This is a genomic window from Oscillibacter sp. (genome assembly GCF_031978065.1).
In the GTDB taxonomy this organism is placed as follows: Bacteria; Bacillota; Clostridia; order Oscillospirales; family Oscillospiraceae; genus Oscillibacter.
This window is the reverse complement of record NZ_DALZCH010000023.1, coordinates 1-19,346: the sequence shown is the minus strand read 5'-3', so window position 1 is coordinate 19,346 and position 19,346 is coordinate 1. Positions and strand designations below refer to the sequence as shown.

13 protein-coding genes and 1 pseudogene are annotated in these 19,346 nt (G+C 56.8%); 8 read left to right on the top strand and 6 right to left on the bottom strand.

Features of this window, described 5'->3' with window-relative positions:
* Window position 1: 1 nt before the first annotated feature.
* The 5 genes from RTK01_RS05370 to RTK01_RS16825 form a co-directional block, all read right to left on the bottom strand.
* Window positions 2–1,063, bottom strand: a complete 1,062-nt coding sequence (locus RTK01_RS05370; protein WP_312279981.1) for an ABC transporter permease — start codon at window positions 1,061–1,063, stop codon at window positions 2–4.
* 15 nt (window positions 1,064–1,078) lie between these two features.
* Window positions 1,079–2,587, bottom strand: a complete 1,509-nt coding sequence (locus tag RTK01_RS05365) for an ABC transporter ATP-binding protein (RefSeq protein ID WP_312279980.1) — start codon at window positions 2,585–2,587, stop codon at window positions 1,079–1,081.
* A gap of 190 nt (window positions 2,588–2,777) precedes the next feature.
* Entirely contained in the window at window positions 2,778–3,677 is a 900-nt protein-coding gene (locus tag RTK01_RS05360; protein ID WP_312279979.1) for a 4Fe-4S binding protein, read from the bottom strand.
* A complete protein-coding gene (locus RTK01_RS05355; protein ID WP_312279978.1) occupies window positions 3,677–3,853 on the bottom strand; it encodes a CD1871A family CXXC motif-containing protein in 177 nt (58 codons plus the stop codon). The genes RTK01_RS05360 and RTK01_RS05355 overlap by 1 nt, the downstream gene beginning before the upstream one ends.
* On the bottom strand, window positions 3,850–4,743 hold the full coding sequence (locus RTK01_RS16825) for a rhodanese-like domain-containing protein (RefSeq protein ID WP_397352371.1): 894 nt from the start codon (window positions 4,741–4,743) through the stop codon (window positions 3,850–3,852). Before RTK01_RS16825 ends, RTK01_RS05355 begins: the two co-directional genes overlap by 4 nt.
* 364 nt (window positions 4,744–5,107) lie before the next feature.
* Between RTK01_RS16825 and RTK01_RS05340 the strand changes: the two genes are divergently transcribed.
* Window positions 5,108–6,352, top strand: a complete 1,245-nt coding sequence (locus RTK01_RS05340) for a peptidoglycan-binding protein (RefSeq protein WP_312279977.1) — start codon at window positions 5,108–5,110, stop codon at window positions 6,350–6,352.
* Window positions 6,353–6,495: 143 nt separating this feature from the next.
* Here RTK01_RS05340 and RTK01_RS05335 read toward each other — a convergent pair whose 3' ends face one another.
* The gene (locus RTK01_RS05335) at window positions 6,496–7,074 is read right to left on the bottom strand and encodes a hypothetical protein (protein WP_312279976.1); all 579 of its coding nucleotides are present in this window, start codon (window positions 7,072–7,074) and stop codon (window positions 6,496–6,498) included.
* Window positions 7,075–7,506: 432 nt separating this feature from the next.
* Here RTK01_RS05335 and RTK01_RS05330 point away from each other — a divergent pair, with 432 nt between their 5' ends.
* The 7 genes and pseudogenes from RTK01_RS05330 to RTK01_RS05300 all read left to right on the top strand — a co-directional run.
* Window positions 7,507–8,859, top strand: coding sequence for an MBL fold metallo-hydrolase (locus RTK01_RS05330; protein WP_312279975.1), 1,353 nt, complete (start codon window positions 7,507–7,509; stop codon window positions 8,857–8,859).
* Between the two features lie 35 nt (window positions 8,860–8,894).
* Window positions 8,895–9,017 (top strand): rubredoxin, encoded by a 123-nt coding sequence (locus RTK01_RS05325; protein WP_293009589.1) that lies wholly within the window; start codon window positions 8,895–8,897, stop codon window positions 9,015–9,017.
* Window positions 9,018–9,535: 518 nt separating this feature from the next.
* Entirely contained in the window at window positions 9,536–14,194 is a 4,659-nt protein-coding gene (locus RTK01_RS05320; RefSeq protein ID WP_312279974.1) for an S-layer homology domain-containing protein, read from the top strand.
* Window positions 14,195–14,873: 679 nt separating this feature from the next.
* On the top strand, window positions 14,874–16,064 hold the full coding sequence (locus RTK01_RS05315) for a M20 family metallopeptidase (RefSeq protein ID WP_312279973.1): 1,191 nt from the start codon (window positions 14,874–14,876) through the stop codon (window positions 16,062–16,064).
* A 118-nt stretch (window positions 16,065–16,182) separates the two neighbouring features.
* On the top strand, window positions 16,183–17,397 hold the full coding sequence (locus tag RTK01_RS05310) for a hypothetical protein (protein WP_312279972.1): 1,215 nt from the start codon (window positions 16,183–16,185) through the stop codon (window positions 17,395–17,397).
* A 20-nt stretch (window positions 17,398–17,417) separates the two neighbouring features.
* Window positions 17,418–18,584 (top strand): amidohydrolase, encoded by a 1,167-nt coding sequence (locus RTK01_RS05305; protein WP_312279971.1) that lies wholly within the window; start codon window positions 17,418–17,420, stop codon window positions 18,582–18,584.
* Window positions 18,585–18,840: 256 nt separating this feature from the next.
* A pseudogene (locus tag RTK01_RS05300) lies at window positions 18,841–19,346 on the top strand (sodium:solute symporter family protein); the annotation flags it as partial.

Here is a 19,346-nt window from a genome sequence, read left to right as displayed (position 1 = left end):
ATTACTTCACCTCTCCCTTCTTTTCTAGATGGTTTGAAAGCCACTGGCGGATGTTCGGCAGCTTGACCAGCGCGGTGCCGGCCACGGCAAAGACAATCACCAGAGCCTGAATGATGCCGATGACGGAGGTGGGAACGCCGGTTCCGGCCTGCATGGTGTTGGCACCGGTGCGAAGCACCGCGAAGAAATAGGCCACCACCACCGTGGCTACCGGGTTGAGCTGGGCAATCAGCGCCATGGCCACGCCGTCAAACCCGTATCCCACGGCATAGCCGCTGATCAGGCGGTATTGGGTGCCCAGCAGCTCCACGCTGCCGCCAAGGCCCGCCAGAGCACCGGAGACGATAAAGCTGTACAGAATGTACTTCTTGACGCTGAAGCCGTTAAACTCGGCGGCGGTCATGTTCAGGCCCACCGCCCGGAGCTGAAAGCCTTTGGAGGTGCTGAACAGGAAGTACTGTACCACTGCGGCCACCGCCAGCGCGATGACAACGCCCCAGGTGACCCGCAGGTCGGAAAAAATGCGCTGAAGCTGCGTGGCGTCCGGCACGGCAGCGGTCTGGGGGACGTTGCCCTCCCGCAGAACGCTGGTGTACAAAAGACCCATGAACAAAGTTGCCACATAGTTGAGCATGATGGAGACAATCATCTCGTTCAGGCCCCGGGTAATTTTCAGAATGCCGGGAATCGCGCCCCACAGGCCGCCCGCCACCGCGCCGAAGAGCAGGCAGAGCAGCGTGGCCCCGGGTCCCTCAATGCCCCAGGTGGTGGCCACCCAGCAGGTGGCGATGGAGCCCATGATAAACTGCCCCTCACCGCCAAGGTTAAACACGCCGCAGCGGTAGGCAAAGCAGGCGCAAAGGCCCGTAAAGATCAGGGGCGTTGCCTTTACCAGCGTGGAGGCAATGTTGTTGGCCTTGCCGAAGGCACCCTGAAAAAGGTATCCTACTGCGCTGACGGGATTGCTCCCCAGCGAGGCAATAATAATGGCGCCAATGAGGAAAGCCAGCAGCACGGAGGCCAGCGGCACCAGAATACTTACCAGATTCTTTCTGATTTTCATAACGATCCCGCCCCCTTATTTGCCGGCCATGGCCAGGCCAATTTCCTCGATAGGAGGATTCTTGCCGGAGTAAACGCCCATAATCTGCCCCTCAAACATGACGATGATGCGGTCGGAAACCTCCAGCACTTCGTCAAAGTCCGCAGAGATCAGCAGCACGCCACAGCCGTGAGCCCGCGCGTCGATCATAGAGTCATGCACATAGCGGGTGGCGCCGATGTCAAGGCCCCGGGTGGGGTGCACGGCCACCAGCAGATCGGGATCGCCCTCCAGCTCCCGGGCCAGAATGACCTTTTGCTGGTTTCCGCCGGAGAGATTGCGGCACTCCTGATCCACGGACTCGCAGCGGATGTCGTATTTCTCCTGCATGCCCAGCGCGTAATCATGGATGGCCTTTTTCTTCAGGTGCAATCCGTGTCCATCGGAAAAGCGGTCTTCCTCCGTGCTTTTCAAAATTAGATTGTCCTGCACGGACATGTTGCCGATCAGGCCCATCTTGTTGCGGTCTTCTGGAATGTGGGACACGTTTTCCAGAATAAAGCCGTTGGGAGTAAAGCGGGCGACGGTGGAGCCTTTCAGGTCCACCACGCCCTCCTCTGGCGTGAGCACGCCGGTGACAATCTGGGCAAGCTGACTCTGGCCGTTGCCGTCCACGCCCGCGATGCCCACGATTTCGCCCCGGCCCACGGTCAGGGACACGTCGTTCAGCCCGTTGTGTTTGGAGGATTTGTGAAAGCTCACATGCGTCAGCTCCATCACGGGCGCGCCCGGTTTTTCAATTTTTTCATAGCGGGAGGGGGCAAGATCCCGGCCAATCATCAGGTTTGCGAGCTGGCAACTATCCGTTCCGCGGCAGTCCAGCGTACATACCGTCTGTCCCGCCCGCAGCACCGTGACCCGGTCGGAAATCTTCATCACCTCGCGCATTTTGTGGCTGATAAAAATGACGCTCTTGTTCTCGCTTTTCAGCTTTTCGATGATGGCAAACAGGCCCTCGGTTTCAATGTCGGTGAGGGCTGCGGTGGGCTCGTCCAGCACCAGAAGCTCTGCGCCCCGGTACAACGCCTTGAGGATTTCCACCCGCTGCTGCGCGCCCACGGCGATTTCGGTGACGGGCTTGTCCAGCTCCACGTCCAGCCCATAGCGCTCCGCCAGCTCCAGAATTTCCTTGCGTCGGGCATCCTTGTCGATGAACAGGCCCGTTGTCCGCCGGTCGCCCAAAATGATGTTCTCAAGAACCGTCATTGCCTCCACCAGCATGAAGTGCTGGTGGACCATGCCGATGCCCTTTTTTACCGCCTCGGCGGGAGAGGCGATTTTCACCGACTCCCCATTCAAATAGATTTTTCCGGCGGTGGGCTGATAAAGGCCAAACAGCACGTTCATCAGCGTACTCTTCCCAGCGCCGTTTTCGCCCAGAAGCGTGTGGACTTCGCCGCGCCGCACGTCCAAATTAATGTCCCGGTTGGCATAGACGCTGCCGAACTGCTTGGTAATGTGTTCCATGCGCAGAAGTTCTTCCATTGGCATCTCCCCCAATCATAAAAAGAGGGACGAAAGCGCAGATAAATTCCACTGGCTTTTCGTCCCCGTTGACACACCTGAATTATTTTTATACTACCTTAAAAATAGTAAAGTGTCAAGGCGAAATTCCGTCCTATCGAAGGGAATTATTGGGCTTGTCGCGGTCTTAACGGCTTGCCGAACACTCCGCTCAATCACGGCCGGTGGGCGGCTTGGGCGGTGGTGGGGCCGAACTGTTTTTCCCGGCGGTTTCTTCGCGCTTGAAAAAGCCGGACCAGATGGCACCCGTGGGGCAGGCCGCCTTGCACGCGCCGCATCGAATGCACTCCGCCGAGTTGATATTCCCAGTTACGTCCACGCCCATTTTGCAGGCCTTTTCACACCGCCCGCAATGAATGCAGGCGCTCTCATTCACGCCCATCTGATAGACGCTGAAGCGATTCAGGAGACCGTAAATGGCCCCCAGGGGGCAAAGATATTTGCAAAACGGGCGGTATACCAGAACTGAACCCGCGATGACCAGCACCAAAAGCACCAGCTTCCATGAGAATAGAAACCCGGCGGCGGCCCGCAGCGCCTCGTTGGTCGCCAGCAGGGGAATGCCGCCCTCCAGCGTTCCGGCGGGGCAGACGTATTTGCAGAAAAACGGGTCGCCAATGCCAAAGGCGTCCTTCAGCAGTGCGGGAAGCAGCAGTACGGCGGCAAGAGACACGTATTTTCCCCAACGCAGCGCCCGATCCAGCCGCCGGGGCGGACTGGGCTTGGGAGAGGGGATTTTGTGCAGCAGGTCCTGCACAAAGCCAAAGGGGCACAGAAAGCCGCAGATCAGCCGACCAAAAAGCACGCCGAACAGCAGAACTATTCCCGTCACGTAATAGGACACGCTCCGCGTCCTCCCGCCAATCACCGCCTGTAAGGAGCCAATGGGGCAGGCCCCAGCGGCGCCCGGGCAGGAGTAGCAATTCAGCCCCGGCACGCACAGGCGCTTGGAGGGCCCCTGATGAATGCGCCCGATGACAAAATTGCCCAGATACGGGTTGTGGGCAAGGGCCGCCAGCGCCTGAATCAAGTGTCGAATACCCTGTTTCATCAGCCGATCCCGATGCACTCAAGGCAGATGTTCACTGCCTTTTGCAAAACCTCCGCCGGCTCGCCAACAGAAATGCCCACGGCAATCAGGCCCACGGAGACGACAAAAATTGCCGCAGTGACGAGGTGCTTTCCTGTCAACCGACGGTGAGGCCGGGGGGCGTCCTTTGCCGTCATTCCGTCGTCTCCAACAGGGAGTCAATAATTTTAGACCACTCCTCGCCGCTGCGGGCGCCCACATAAGACTGGCCAACAAGCTCGCCCTTGTCGTTGACAAAAATCGTCTCTGGTACGGAGCTGACGCCAGACAGCTTGGCGGCAATCAAATCCGCCGAGGGCAGCAGATGGAGATAGTTTGCCCCGGTCTGCGCCACCAGATCCCGGGCAGTCTGCACCATATCAGGGGAAAAGGCACCGCTGGTCTGCGGAATGTCTACCACGATGCCCACCACCTGAACGCCACGGTCCGCATAGTCGGCGGCCAACTGGCCCAAATCCGGCATTTCCCGCAGGCAGGGGCCGCAGAAAGTGGCCCAGATGTTAATTGAGGTCAGCTTGTAATCCGCAAAAATGCGCTGGTCCACGGGAACGCCGTTTAAATCCCACGCGGCGAAGGAGGACAGGGCTCCCGCCGTTTCAACGATCTGATAGTCTCCGCTCTCCGTCTCATAGGGCCAGTCGATGATGCCGCCGAAATCACTGAGATTCGTATAGCCCATGTCCGAAAGCTTCGTCGCGGCCTGCGCGCTGCGGTTTCCGCTGCGGCAGTAAATCAGAATCTCCGCGTCCAGCACGGGGAGCTGGGCCGGCGGCTCGGTGCCGATCTCCTCATTGGGAAGCAGGATGGCCCCGGGAATGTGGCCCTCCGCGTATTCTCCGGCGGTGCGCACGTCCACCACCACGGGCGTCCCGGCGGTCATGCGCTCATGGGCTTCCTCGGCGGTGATTTTAACCGGCTCCGGAAAAACGGCCTCGGAACCGCTTCCTGAAGCCGACGGCTCGCTGGGTGAGCAGGCGCTCAAAAAAAATAAAAGAGACAGGCTCAGTATGGCTGTTATTTTTTTCACAGTCGTTCCTCCTTTACGGCGGCAGCGGCAATGCTTTGTGCAGTCCGATGCGGGGTTATAAGAGATGTAGTACCCTTCATATGTATCATATTAGGGGCAAAATTGCAAGGATATTTTCGGAATGATTACTATTTATTGGACTTATAGCTATCCCGTATTTAGCTTATATGCTTTTTTTGAAGGGAAAAACCAGCGCTTGCGCAGCCGGAGTGATAAGGCCCGCAGAGGCGGCATAGGATGGTATTGTCGTCAGGAAAGCGTCTTTGCGTCCGCGCGCCGCTGGAGAAGTCCGGCGGCAGGCGGACGCAAGGAGGCGCGCCGTCAGCAATCAAATCCACATGCCGCAGGGAGGAGCGCTTAAAGTATGAATGGTGAAAACAACACCGCGCCGGTGCAAAACACACGGGGCGGACTGGGACAATTGCAGATCAATGCGTTTTTGGAGAACCAGCGTGTGCCGGCAGAGGACGTGTCCGTCCGGATTGTCGACCCGGACTCCGGAAATGTTTTGGAAGAGGTCCGCACCAACGCACAGGGGAAAGCGCCGGAGCTGACCTTTCCAACGCCACCGTTGGAATTTTCTATGGAGGCCGGACGGCCCCGGCCTTTCAATCAGTACAACGTGCTCGTCTCGCTTCCGGGCTATGGGCAGACGATCATCGAAAATGTGCAGATGTTCCCCGAGGTCACGGCAGTGCAAAACGTGGCCCTGCGGCCGACGTTTTCGGGCCTTTTGATTCCCTATCCCACGCTTTGGGGAGATTTTCCGCCCAAAATTCCGGAGGATGCGGTAAAAGAGCTTCCCTTTGCTCAAAATCTGGTGGTTCTGCCGGCGCCGGTGGTGCCGGAGCTGATTATAGTGCATCAGGGCCGTCCGGAAAATACCGACGCCGCCAACGTCACGGTGCTTTTTACAGACTACATCAAAAACGTGGCCAGCAGTGAAATTTATTCCACTTGGCCCCGGGAAACAATCAAGGCAAACGTTTTAGCCATCATCTCCTTCACCCTCAACCGGGTTTATACGGAGTGGTACCGAAACAAGGGTTTTGACTTTACAGTCACCAATTCCACGGCCTACGATCAGGCGTTTACCTATGGGCGCACCATCTTCCGGGAGATTTCGGAGGTGGTGGACGAAATATTTACCACCTATATTACAAAGCCGGACATTGTTCAGCCACTGTTCACCCAATATTGCGACGGGGCGCGGCGGAACTGCCCGGGCTGGCTGAGCCAGTGGGGCTCCAAGGACTTGGGGGATCAGGGCTATCCCGCCCTGCAAATTCTAAAAAGCTTTTACGGCTATGATATCTTTTTAGAGCAAGCGGAAAAGGTGGAGGGCATTCCCATCTCCTTTCCCGGCTATGTGCTGGAGGAGGGCTCTACCGGTGCGCCCGTGCAGACGATCCAGCACCAGCTTAACGCCATTTCCAACAACTATCCCTTGATCCCAAAGGTGGCGGAGGACGGCGTGCACGGAGAGAGCACGGCAAATGCCGTCCGGGTATTTCAGGAGACGTTTGACCTGCCGGTGACGGGGCGGGTCAATTTCCCCACATGGTATCGCATCTCCGGAATTTATACCGCCGTGGCCAATCTGGCGTAGCTTCCGCAAACGGGCCGAACCGCCCGCCGCGCAATACCACCAAAATAAATCGAACCGGGTCCCTGCGCCATAGGCGCAGGGACCCGGTTGCATAAATGTCGATCAAACGCCATCAAAAAGGCGCGAAGAGCGCGGACGGTTTTTTAAAAATCCTCCTGAAGCACGTAGACGCTCATGACATCTTTGGACTCGGAGGCCGTATCGTAAACCACGGAGAGGAAAATGTCTTCATACGCAAAATGAGCGTCTCCGTCCTTGTCGCTGAGAGGCTGGCCGAAAACCTCTGTAAAGTCAGACAGGCTGTCACCCAGATGAAGCCCGTTCAGATCAATGCTGTCTGTCATCACAAGAACCTGCGCCACCTTCGTGTAGGTGTCGGCGTCAAACCAGACGCGGATGCCTGCCTTTTCAAAGGCCAGACCGCCCTCGTCCACGGATTCGGGCGTTTCGTCTCCCAAGGCGGAGAGCAGCTCCTCCTGCGTCATGCCCAAAAGCCCCGTCAGGTCCGAAAGATCCATGGCTCCGGTGTCCTCCGCCTGAGAAGACCCGGCGGAAGAGGTTCCCGACTGGGCGGACCCGGAAGAGGAAGCCTGCCCCGCGCTGCCGGAGGAACCGGCGGGCGGCTGCGCCGCGCAGGCGCTCAGCGCCACGAGGGACATCGCTGCCAATAGTGCCAGCATCCGCTTTTTAAAAAGAGTAAGCGGTTTCATTTTTCCTGTCATACAAAATACCTCCAAAAGTAATCCCTGCCGTATTTGGCTGGGCTTGTAATAGCTTGACGTAAGCGCCTTCCAATAAGTTTCGATTTTAAAAAAATTTTTTCTTGCCAGCGGAAAAAACGGGGCATTTGCCGCTTGACAAAGCCACCGGGCCCGGTATATGTTGAATTCAGATTTCATTGCCGCCCGCTTTTGCGGGCGGCTGAGCGCTGCGGCCCATGGGCTGCGGAATATGGGGCGGCGGCTTTAAAATTGTCGCAATTGCGGTTGGTTTTTAAAGGAAAAGTATGTTATAATGTTGGCAAAGCAGGCACTGTAATTGTTTTTGGCTGCGTTTCCGCCTGCCTGAGAGTGCTTGAAAAGAACGGTGAAACCGTTGATTACGCCGTATGGCAGTATGGAAACGCTGCGTTTTAGAAAGGTAAGGTGTTGACTATGCACTGTATTCGGAAGGTAACGGAGGATTTGCTCTGGCTTGGCGTCAGCGACCGTCAGGCCCCTCGCTTTGAGGCGGCCCATCCCACGCCCCGGGGCATGTCCTACAACTCCTATCTGCTGCTGGATGAAAAAACCGTCCTGTTTGACACGGTGGACCGGGCGGTGCAGACCCAGTTTTTTGAAAATCTGGAGTATGCGCTGGGGGAGCGGCCGCTGGATTATGTGTTTGTCCACCATATGGAACCGGACCACGCCGCCACGCTGGGCGATCTGATGTTTCGGCATCCTGAGGCCACGATTGTGTGCAACGGGAAGTCCGTCAACATGATTCACCAGTTCCACTGCACAGACCCCAAGCGGGTGATTCTTGTAAACGAGGGGGATTCCCTTCCCACCGGGCGGCACAACTTCACCTTTTACAATGCCCCTATGGTCCACTGGCCGGAGGTGATCGCCAGCTATGACTCCACCGACCGCATCCTGTTCACCGCCGACGCTTTCGGTAGTTTCGGCGCGCTGAACGGAATTCTTTTTGCCGACGAGGTGGACTTTGACCGGGACTGGTTGGACGAGTTCCGGCGGTACTATACCAACATTGTGGGGAAATACGGCCCGCAGGTGCTTTCGCTGCTGAAGAAGGTTTCGGGGCTGGAGCTGGGGATGATCTGCCCGCTCCACGGTCCGGTGTGGCGGAAAAATCTGGACTATCCCCTGAGCAAATATGCCAAGTGGGCCGCCTACGAGCCGGAGGTGCAGGGTGTGCTCATCGCCTTTGCCTCGGTCTACGGGGGGACGGAGGCCGCGGCCAACATCCTTGCCTGCCGTCTGGCGGAGCGGGGCATCGCCGTGGATATGTACGACGTGTCCGTGACCCACTATTCCTATGTATTGTCCGAGCTGTTTAAATACAGCCACATCGTGTTTGCCTCCACCACATATAACAACGGTATTTTCGTCTCTATGGAAAATCTGCTCCATGACGTGGCCCACCACAACCTGCAAAACCGGAAGGTGGCCCTGATTGAAAATGGTTCCTGGGCGCCCGCCAGCGGAAAGCTGATGACTCAGATCCTGGGCGGGATGAAAAATATGGAGATTGTGACCGCTCCCGTCACGCTGAAATCCGCTCTGGCCATTGGGCAGGACGCGGAGTTGGAGGCTTTGGCCGACACGTTGGCCGCCGATCTGCGGGGAGATGCGCCGGTTGCCCCCGGCGATAAAGAAGAGGACAAGCCCAAGGGCTTTGTATGTAAGGTGTGTGGCTTCATCTATCAGGGCGACGCCCTGCCGGACGGCTTTGAATGTCCGATCTGTCATCGCACCGCCGAAGTCTTTGAGCCTCTGCCCTGAAAACAGGAAAAAATATATCGGAAAGGAGATTTTTTATGAAGTATGTGTGCGATATGTGCGGCTATGTCTATGACGAGGCCGAGGAAGGCCCCATGCCTGACGATTATGTCTGCCCTCTGTGCGGCGCGGACAAGAGCCATTTCCATCCCGAGGACTGATTGATAAAAAACGGACGGGGCCGTCTCTTTTAAAAGAAGACGGCCCCGTCCGGTCTGTACAGCGCAAAGAGCGGGGAGAACCATCCGCCCGCCAAGGATTGCACGGGAAAATAGAGCCGCCTGCGCCCGCAGGCACCGAAGTCCGGCAGGATGATATAGGCGCTCCTGTGGGATGTAAAGCTGCGCGCTTTTTAAACCTAGCACTGCAAATACTGCCTTGGCTTATTTTCAGTCGAAATTTTTATTTCCATATTTTTGAGAATCATGGTTGACACGCGAGCTATGGTTGCAGTAGAATACGGATGCTGAGATTAAAATAATGAAGCGCAAAAAAGGCGAAGTGATTTTTTTATGAGCATTGGTTAGTTTGAACTAACCAAAAGTAATTTCGCCCGATTTCCAGACTGCGGCTTACAGCAAGCGGCACATGTTGCCCAATGGTTAGTATTAACTAACTAAATGACAAGGGAAAGGAGAAACGTATCTCTGGCAGTACAGTATTTTAAGAGGAGGAAGAAATGAAAATCAAATGTAAGAAAATAATGTCTGCGGTTTTGTCGGCAGTGATGGCTCTGTCCTTGCTGCCGTCGGCGGCACTGGCGGCGGAACTGAATGACGCGACTTCGGCAAAACAGGTCGTTTCGGCGCAAATCAGCGGCGAAACGCAGCGCGGCAGCGACGCACAGCTCAAAAGCTATTTGACCACTGCATCGCAGGGCACATCAGACTTTGCCGGCGGCACCGGTACGGTGGGCGACCCCTATCAGATTCAGACTCCCGAGCAGCTTGCCATGGTGGCGGAGAATCTGGGAGCATCCTATCAGCTGGTGGAGGATATTCCCCTGACCAGTACATGGACGCCCATCGGTACGTTTCAGGCCTCGACGGAGAATGCCGAGGAGCCCGATGGAGCCTATGCATTCCACGGAACCTTTGACGGCAACGGGAAGACGATTTCCGGACTCAACGTTGGGGGAGAAAACGCCGCGTGCGTGGGCCTCTTCGGTGTCACGGCCAATGCCACGGTAAAGGACTTGACCCTTGCAAACGCAACGGTTGAAGGCTTCACCATGACCGCCGCGGCCATCGGCTATGCCTATAACACCACCGTGGACAACGTGGACTTGACCGGCACCAATACGATCCACGGAAAAACTTATGTGGGGACATCCGCCACGGGCAACGCTGCCAACATGGTGGCGGGCATTGTTGGCGCAGGCATGGATTCCACCATCCTGAACTGCGATGTTTCCGGGACCACCCTGACGATGGACGGAATTTCCGGCGCAGCATACTCCGGCGCGAACGTCCATGACGCAGGCCTTGTGGCGGGCGGCATGGAAGGCTGCACGCTGGAAAAATGTACTGCCACGGACGGTAGCGTCGAGGTTACCACTGCCGGAGAATATGCCTTCGGCATCGGCGGCCTGGCGGGCTGCGCCATTGAAGCGGAATACGTGAAAAACTGCTCCGTGAACAATGTAAGCGTAAAAATCGCGGACGGTGCGTCCGACCTGATTGGCGGTCTTATGGGCTATTCCGGGACAAGCGGCCTTGCGGCGCCTACGCAGATTGCCGACTGCGCCGTCACAGGCTCGGCAATTTACACCATTTCGTCATCCACCCGCGTGGGCGGACTTCTGGGCGGCGGATTTTGGTTTAAAGAGTATGCCTCATATTACCCGGTTCCCGCCCGAATCAATGTGACCGGTAGCACCGCCGACGCAGGTTCCTATGGGTTGGTGGGCCATGCCACGGAGCTTGACAGCATCAATGGCGCGCCCGGAAGTGTGCGTATTTTTGCGGGAGGAGACGGCTCTTCCAATACTCCCTATCAGATTGCAGATGCGGCCGGGCTGTATGCGGTGAACTACGGCCTGAACAAAAACTATAAACTGACGGCTGATATTGACCTTGGGGCCACATTTGATTTGAGTTACGGCAGCATCGTCTACCATAGGTGGCAGCCCATTGGTGTGCTGCGCTACGGTGCGGGCGTGGATATGACCAACGGAACGATGGATTTGACCAAGGCGTTTTCCGGAACCTTTGACGGCGGAAACTTTACCATTTCCAACGTCACGGTGGATGCCAGCGCCGACGAGACGATGATGGCTCCCGGCGGCATCTTCTCCTGCGTCACTGGTACGGTGAAGGACCTGACGGTGAAGAACGTCACCGTCACCGCCAACGAAAACACGGCTATGACTGCCGGAGGCGTTATCGGCTACGCCCTGCCCGGCGCGAAACTGATCAATGTCGATTTGACGGCGGCTGACGGACAGCGAAATACTGTCACCGGACGAAACTGCGTGGGCGGCATCACCGGCGGCAGCGAAAGCGCCGCGCTGTCCGGCTGCGACGTCTCTAAGACCGATATTGTGGTGCTGGGCAGCAATGATTTCTCAAAGACTCCGGGCCGCATTATTCAGGTCGACGTGGCGGAATGCGGCGGTCCCGTGGTGGGCGGCGGCTTCGGCGGCTCCATCGCAAACAGCTCGGCCACCGACTGCACGGTAAGTGCCGCCGGCAACGAACCTGTGGGCCTTGGCGGCTTGGCCGGCTGCCTGCAGTGCATGACGGCCATTACCGATAATACCGTTTCTAACGTTACAATTACCACGCAGCAAGGCGGGCACGCCATTGGCGGACTGTGCGGCTATGCGGGCACCGGAACTGACGGGGCGGCCATCGACGCTGCTCCTGCCGAGCCTACCTCTGTCACAGGCAACACGGTTGACGTTACCATTAACGCTCCCGGAGCTACCCATGTGGGCGGTCTGATCGGAACCGGTCTGTACTTCTACGGAATGGAAGACCGATACACCGCCAGCAACAATACCGTCTCCGGCTCCATCACCGCCGGAACCGGCGCGGATTCCCTGTACAGCGCGACCGCTCCCGGCGCAATTGCCGGACGGGCTGTGGGCAGCAGCATTGATGGGAGCAATACATTTAGCGGGCTGACCATTAACAACGCGGCCGCCGTAAACGCCGTGGGCACGACCAACGGCATGTATGAGAGCGGGGACCAGTACGGTGAGGACGACACCGCAGGCTTTATCCAAGGCATCAGCGACACCTATCAGCAGCTTTTTGAGGGAGCGACCTTCCTGCCGAAATGCGATAACTACTGGCATGACTTCTCCGCTGCCGTTGTGGGCGCGGACAAGGCAGACGAAATGGTTGCCATGATGAAGGCTTCCATCGGCGCGGCAGAGGGCCAGCAGGGCGGGGATGCCTTCTTCTGCGGCTTCGTGGGCGACGTAGAGACCCTCACCTTCAATGGCTTGCAGATTTCCGGCTATGACGCACAGAACGTCCGGCTATTCTCTCACCCCTATCGCTATATAGGAACTGAGGCTCTGTATATGGATGGGCAGGTGGTTATGCCCGGCTTTACGGTCCTGCAAAGCTTGGATGCGAACTCCGGCGAGTACACCTACTTCCTGATGGCGCCTGATACGCCGGATGAAACCTACCACATTGAATTCCGCTATGGCAACGATTTGGATGCGCTTAAGCAGTTTGCAAGCGGCAGCTATGCCAACTGGCTGGCTGCGGGCATTCCCACCAGCGCGATGGAGGAAACCACGGGGACAAAGGGTCAGATTGACAATGCTCTGCGTCAAGTGATCGCGTTGTTCTGCACCGAAAACCTGTCTGACGGAACGACGGACCAGACTGCCGCACAGCGGTCTGATCTGGTGGGCATCTGGGATGCGAACGCGGCCACACTGGCACTGCTGCAAGCCGCAACGGGGCTTTCAAACGTCAGAATGTATTGTGAGCTAAAGGCTGACGGTACCGGCGCGACTTATTTGGATATGGGCACTGGCAGTTATACGAAGACTGCGGATTATACCTTCTATGCCTACGATAACGACGGCAGCGCCAGTACATTCTCCGGCGTGTACATTGCTGCAACGGAAGGTGGTACTACATCAACAAGCCCCTACACCATTGTCACCGATGGGGCGGGTAAGACGCTGTCTTTTTATGCGGAGGATGGCACGGCCGCCTATGTGAAGCGCGGAAGCGTCCCCAACAACAATTCTGGCAGCGGCTCCGGTGACGGCGGCTCTGTTGCTTCCGGAAACGCGACCATCAATGTCAGCGGCGGCAGCGTGACTGCCGCACAGATGACCGCCGCCGTTAAAAGCGCGGCCAAGGGCGCTGCCATTTCCATCAGCGCGGCCAGTGCGGCGCAGGTTACGCTGCCCGTGTCGGGGCTGACCGCGGCGCAGGCCAACAACAACAGCCTGAACATTACCACGAAAAACGGCGTGATTGCCGTGTCTGCCGAAGCTCTGGCGGGCGTGATCAGCGGAGCTTCTTCCAGCGCCGTCGTCAGTGTCGGCATCACGACTGCCTCGGCCTCTGCCGCGGGGCTTTCTAATGGAACACCTGCATTTGACGTATCCCTTTCCGTCGGCGGTCAGGCCGTCCACAGTTTCGACGGGTCTTTGACAATCACGCTGACGGTTGCCAATCTGAGCAAAATTGCAAACCCCTATGTGCTGCACATTTTGGCCGACGGCACAAAGCAGTATCTGAAGCCCACAGTCAGCGGAAACAACCTTACGGTCAGCGGCGTGCGGAATCTTTCTGTATTTGCCGTGATCTCCGGCAGTGAAGTGCCTGCGGAGATTGCATTCACCGATGTGGCAAGCGGCGCATATTATGCGGACGCCGTGCGCTGGGCAGTTGCAAAGGGCGTGACTTCTGGGACAAACGCGACCACCTTCAGTCCCAACGCCGCGTGCACCCGTGCGCAGGCCGTGACCTTCCTGTGGAGAGCGGCGGGCTCCCCGGAGCCTGCCTCTACGGCAAATCCCTTTGTAGATGTGGACAGCGGAGCTTATTACTTCAAGGCGGTTCTGTGGGCACTGGAAAAGGGAATCACCGGCGGCACCAGCGCCACGGCATTTAACCCCAATGGCGCTGTCACCCGGGCGCAGATTGTCACCTTCCAGTATCGCGCGGCGGGTTCCCCAGCAGTGACAACCGCCAACTCGTTTGGCGATGTGCCCTCTGGCGCGTACTATGCCAACGCAATTCTGTGGGCAGTGGAAAAAGCGGTTACCAACGGAACCACAGCCGCCACGTTCAGCCCGAATACCAATTGCACCAGAGGTCAGATTGTGACCTTCCTATACCGGCAGTTTGGCGTATAACGCAAACCGCTGAAATTAGAACCGGGGAGAATCGGCGCACTGCGCCGATTCTCCCCGGTCTTTTTAGCGTTGCCAAATGCCGGAAACCGGCGATCCGGGGGATTGATTATTTGCTGCCGTGGAGCAGAAATATTTTCTTTGTGTCGAAAACGCATGGAGAGAGTTTTTAAAGGCCCGCGATTTCAAGCGGCGGGGAAAGACCCTGCGCAGGTGTGCGGCCTGCCTCAATCGCCTTGTGGAATATGCATAAAATATAAAAATAAATGGTTATTTTTTCGGGCGACCTGCAATTTAAGTGTCTGGGTTTTAGTTTTAAAAAGTGCTGGAGTATGTGGCAGTTTCAGAAATTTCCTGACCAATCAAGGGGTTTTTAAGAAATATAAGCAGATACAACTTTTGGCACGCAGGTGGCGTCTGGTTAAAAAGACTGCAAAATAAAAGATGACTTCATAAACTTTGTATATTTTTTCAAAAACCATTATTGACTGTTGAAAAGCTTTGCAGGATAATACTATTTAAATAGCTAAATCACTGCTTTGCCTGACAAAACCCTCGCTTGAGAGAATGAGCGGACAACGCATTCGGGCGACCCCATACTTGAGAGGGACTTTTGTGGTTGTTTTGCAAAAGCCCCCTAAATTTATAGAATTTTATCAAAAGAGCAAGGAGTATGATGGACATGAGCGCAATTCAAACCGGGACGGAAGCATGCATTGACGAAATCGTCGCCATCCGAAGAGATATCCACCGACACCCGGAGATTGGCCGGTCGGAGGTGCGAACCTCCGCGCTGATTCGGGAAAAGCTGGCGGAGTATGGAGTGGACAGGATTGAGCAGCCTGTTCCAACGGCTGTGGTCGCCCTGATTCAAGGCACCGCCGGACCTGGCAAGTGCGTTGCCTTGCGCGCCGATATTGACGCGCTGCCGGTGAGCGAGGACTCCGGACTGCCCTTTGCCAGCGAGACGCCGGGAATGATGCACGCCTGCGGACACGATATGCACGCGTCCATGCTGCTGGGTGTGGCAAAGGTGCTGTGCGGGATGAGAGATCGGTTTCAGGGAACGGTGAAGCTGATTTTTCAACACAGTGAGGATACCCTCCCCGGAGGGGCCAAAGAGCTGGTGGAAAAGGGCGTTTTGGAGAACCCCCATGTGGATGCCATCTATGCCATTCACATGCTGCCGGATCAGGAGCGCGTAGGTAAAATCGGAATGCGGGCGGGGGCTGTCACCACGTCTGTGGACCTGTACGATGTGACGGTGACCGGCCGGGGCGGACATGGCTCCGAGCCCCAGAAAACGGATGATCCCATTCTGGCTGCTTGTCAGATGATTGTGGATATGCAGCAGATAGTTGCCCGCAGAATTGATCCGCTGGAGACGGGGATTCTCTCTATCGGCAGCATTCACAGCGGCGACGCGCCCAACGTGATCCCCGGCGAGGTGAAGTTTGGCGGCGTATCCCGGGCTTTTTCCGAGGAGGTGCGGGAAACGATTCGCCGCCAAATGTTTGCCATCGGCAAGGGAATGGAGTCCATCTCCGGCTGCAAGGTGGATATCTACCATTATCACGGCTATCCCTCAGCATACAACGATGCGGATCTGGTGGACTGCGCCAGACGGGCGGTGGCGGACGAGTTGGGAGACGACGCCATTGTGGAGCTGGAGCGGCCTATGGGCTTTAGTGAGGATTTTGCCTATTTCTATCAAATGACGGGCACGCCGTCCGCCTATTTTATGCTTTTTGGCGGGCAGGGCGGGGAGGAAGTGTATCCCCTTCACAGCCCCAAGCTGGTCCTGCGAGAGGAGGCCATGCCATATGGCATCCGGGCCATGGCGGGCATCGCCGTTGAATACCTCAATCGCTGAGGGCGGCATTCCCCATCGGAAAGAGGGACCGCCTCTGACATGTATCGCCAAAGGATTTCCCAGCGGCAAGCCGCCGGGTTTTGAATAGAAATAAGCACGACAGGAGTAAGGAGAAAATATGTACAATTTTGCACTTGCATTTGCTATCTGCGCAGCCGCGTTCATCATCGGTGAAGTGGTTTCCACCCTGACCAAGGCATGGATTCCCTCGGTATTTGTCACGGCAGTGGTGATGCTGGTTGGGTACTGGACTGTGCTCCCCACCACCCTGGTCAGCGACAGTATGCTGATCCCCTTCGGCAGTACCATCGGCATTTATCTACTGATTACCCACATGGGCACGGTGATCAGTCTCAAGCAGCTCAAAGAACAGTGGAAGACCATTGTGGTATGCCTGGTGGGCATTGCCGGCATGTGTGGGCTTTCTCTGCTGGTGGCCCCTTTGATCATGGAGCGCGAGCTGGTCATTGCCGGTCTGCCTCCGCTGACCGGCGGCATTGTGGCCGCCACGCTTATGCGTGACGCTGCTGCTGCGGCTGGGTTCCAGAAAGCTGCCGTGTTTGCCATCACCATGTACTGCATTCAGGGCTTTGCGGGGTATCCCATCACCGCCGTCTGCCTTCAGGCAGAGGGCAAGCGCCTTTTAAAAGAATACCGCGGCGGCGGGGCTTTCATGACCGATTCCGACAGAGCCGCCGTAAAGGCAGCGGAGGCTGCCACCGCTGCATCTGCTTCAAAAAAGAAGCTGATTCCCCCCATCCCTCAGAAATTTGATTCTGCCGTTGTGGTTCTGATCAAGCTGGCCATCGTGGGCTGGCTGGCCACGCAGCTTGGCAGCATCGTCTTTCCCCACATCGGTAAAATCAGCGGCGCGATCTGGGCGCTGGTGCTGGGCATCTTCTTTACAACCATCGGTTTTTTGGACGCTAACTCGCTGAATAAAGCCAATTCTTATGGAATTACGATGTTTGCGCTGATGATGTACGTGTTTGACGGGCTGAAGGACTGCACGCCCGACATGTTGATGGACATCATTTTCCCCATGGTCGCTCTGATCGTGGTGGGCGTTGTCGGCATGGCGATCATGTCCTTTATTGTGGCTAAGATTTTGCGGATGTCCTTCCCCATGGCCTTTGCCAACGGACTGACGGCGCTGTACGGCTTCCCCTGCGACGCGATTATCACCGAGTCTACCTGCACGGCGCTTTCTCAGACCCCGGAGGAGAAGGAGTATCTGATGAGCAAGATGTTCCCGTCTATGATTGTGGGCGGCTTTGTCACAGTTACCATTACATCAGTCTTTATTGCAGGTGCATTTGCAACTATGTTTTAACAAAAAAGGAGTGCTGAAAGTTGAACCTCAAAGAAGCGGCCGCAAAATACGGCGATTACCTCATTGAGATGCGGCGCTGTTTCCACGCGCATCCCGAAGTCAGCGGAAAAGAGTACGAAACCAGCAAGCGGGTTAAGGCGGAACTGGACAAATTCGGGATTGCCTGGCGTCCCTGCGGTCTGGAGACTGGTATTCTGGCCACCATTCAAGGTGAGAAGCCCGGAAAGACCATCCTGCTTCGGGGCGACATGGATGCGCTGACCGTTCAGGAGGAAACCGAGCTGCCCTATGCCAGCGAGGTTTCCGGCGTGATGCACGCCTGTGGACATGACTGCCACATCTCAACGCTGCTGACAGCGGCGCGCGTGCTCAACGATGTGAAAGCGGACCTGTGCGGCACTGTCCGGCTGGCGTTTCAGCCGGCGGAAGAAACTGCTCAGGGCGCAAAATCCATGATTGAGAACGGTGCGCTGGACGGTGTGGATGGCTGCTTCGGCATTCATGTGTGGTCCAACGTGCCTGCCGGGCAGGTGGCGCTGGCTCCGGGGCCCCGGATGGCCGCCGCCGATCAGTTCAGCATTGATATCAAGGGCAAGGGCGGTCATGCCTCCGCGCCACATCAGTGCGTGGACGCCGCCGTGGTTGCCAGCGCGATTGTGACCAATTTGCAGAGCATTGTCAGCCGGGAAGTGGACCCCGGCGACCCCGCTGTTTTGACCGTGGGACGCATAGAAGCGGGAACCCGCTGGAATGTGGTTGCGGAGTACGGAAGACTGGAGGGCACCACCCGCTATTTCTCCCGGGACCTGTATCAGCGCTTCCCGGAGATGATGGAGCGGGTCGTGACCCAGACCGCGCAGACCTTCCGTGCCGAGGCGAAACTGAATTACGACCGCATTGTTCCTCCCGCCATCAACGACGACCAAATGACCGAGGTGGCCATCGGTGCGGCCCGCAAAGCAATTTCTGCCGACGCAGTGATTGCCGTTGACCGCGTCACCGGGGGTGAAGATTTCGCCTATTTCATGGAGAAGGTCCCCGGCGCCATCGCGCTGATGGGTGTTGGCAATGAGGACTGCGGCGCTGTGTGGCCCCAGCACTCCGGAAAATACCGGGTGGATGAAAGTGCGCTGATCAACAGCGTGCTGCTCTACGCGCAGGTCGCTGTGGATTTTAACGCGGGCTGACCCTGCGTTTTCCCTCCGTTTCTGTGGCTTTACGAAAAACAAAGGCCCTGATGCCAAAGCATCAGGGCCTTTGCGTTTGTATTTCCGGTGTTTTTTATATGGGGCTTTCCCTCTGCTGCGTTATCCTGAATCAGCCGCGCCCGCGGTTTGAATGGAATATCTGTAACGGAGCCGGGGGTTTTCAAACATCGCAGGGTATGATAGGATACTGTGTAAAAAAAGACAAGCTACCGGGACGCGAGGGGGAAAACGGGCCATGAACAAGACTCTGCTCTATCTCATCTATTTTGCGGCGTATTCCGCGATTTTGCTGGTAATCGGCAAAAGCAGCCTGCGGGACAGCGACAGCGTTGGAAAGTTTTTTATGTGCGACCGGCGGTTGCCCTTGTGGCGGTGCGTCTGCACCTTTGTGGGAACGTGGGTTTCGGCGGCCAGTATCCTCAGTCTGACCGGCTCGGTGTATGAAAGCGGACTGTCGGCGCTGATGTTCTCGGTGGTGCCGTGGTTTTTGGGAGCGCTGCTGATGATACACGTCAGCGGAAAGCTATATGCCACGGGCGTCACCACGGTGCCGGAGCTGTTTCGCATCCGATACGGGTCCAAGGGACTTCAAGCGGCGTTTGGCGCGCTGCTTGCGGCGGTGTACGTGCTGTATTTAGTGATTCAGATCAAGGGCTTCGGCATTGTGGCTTCCACGCTGTTCGGTATCCCATACAGCCTGTCCATCCTGCTGGTGTACCTGTTCATTTTGTACACGTCCTT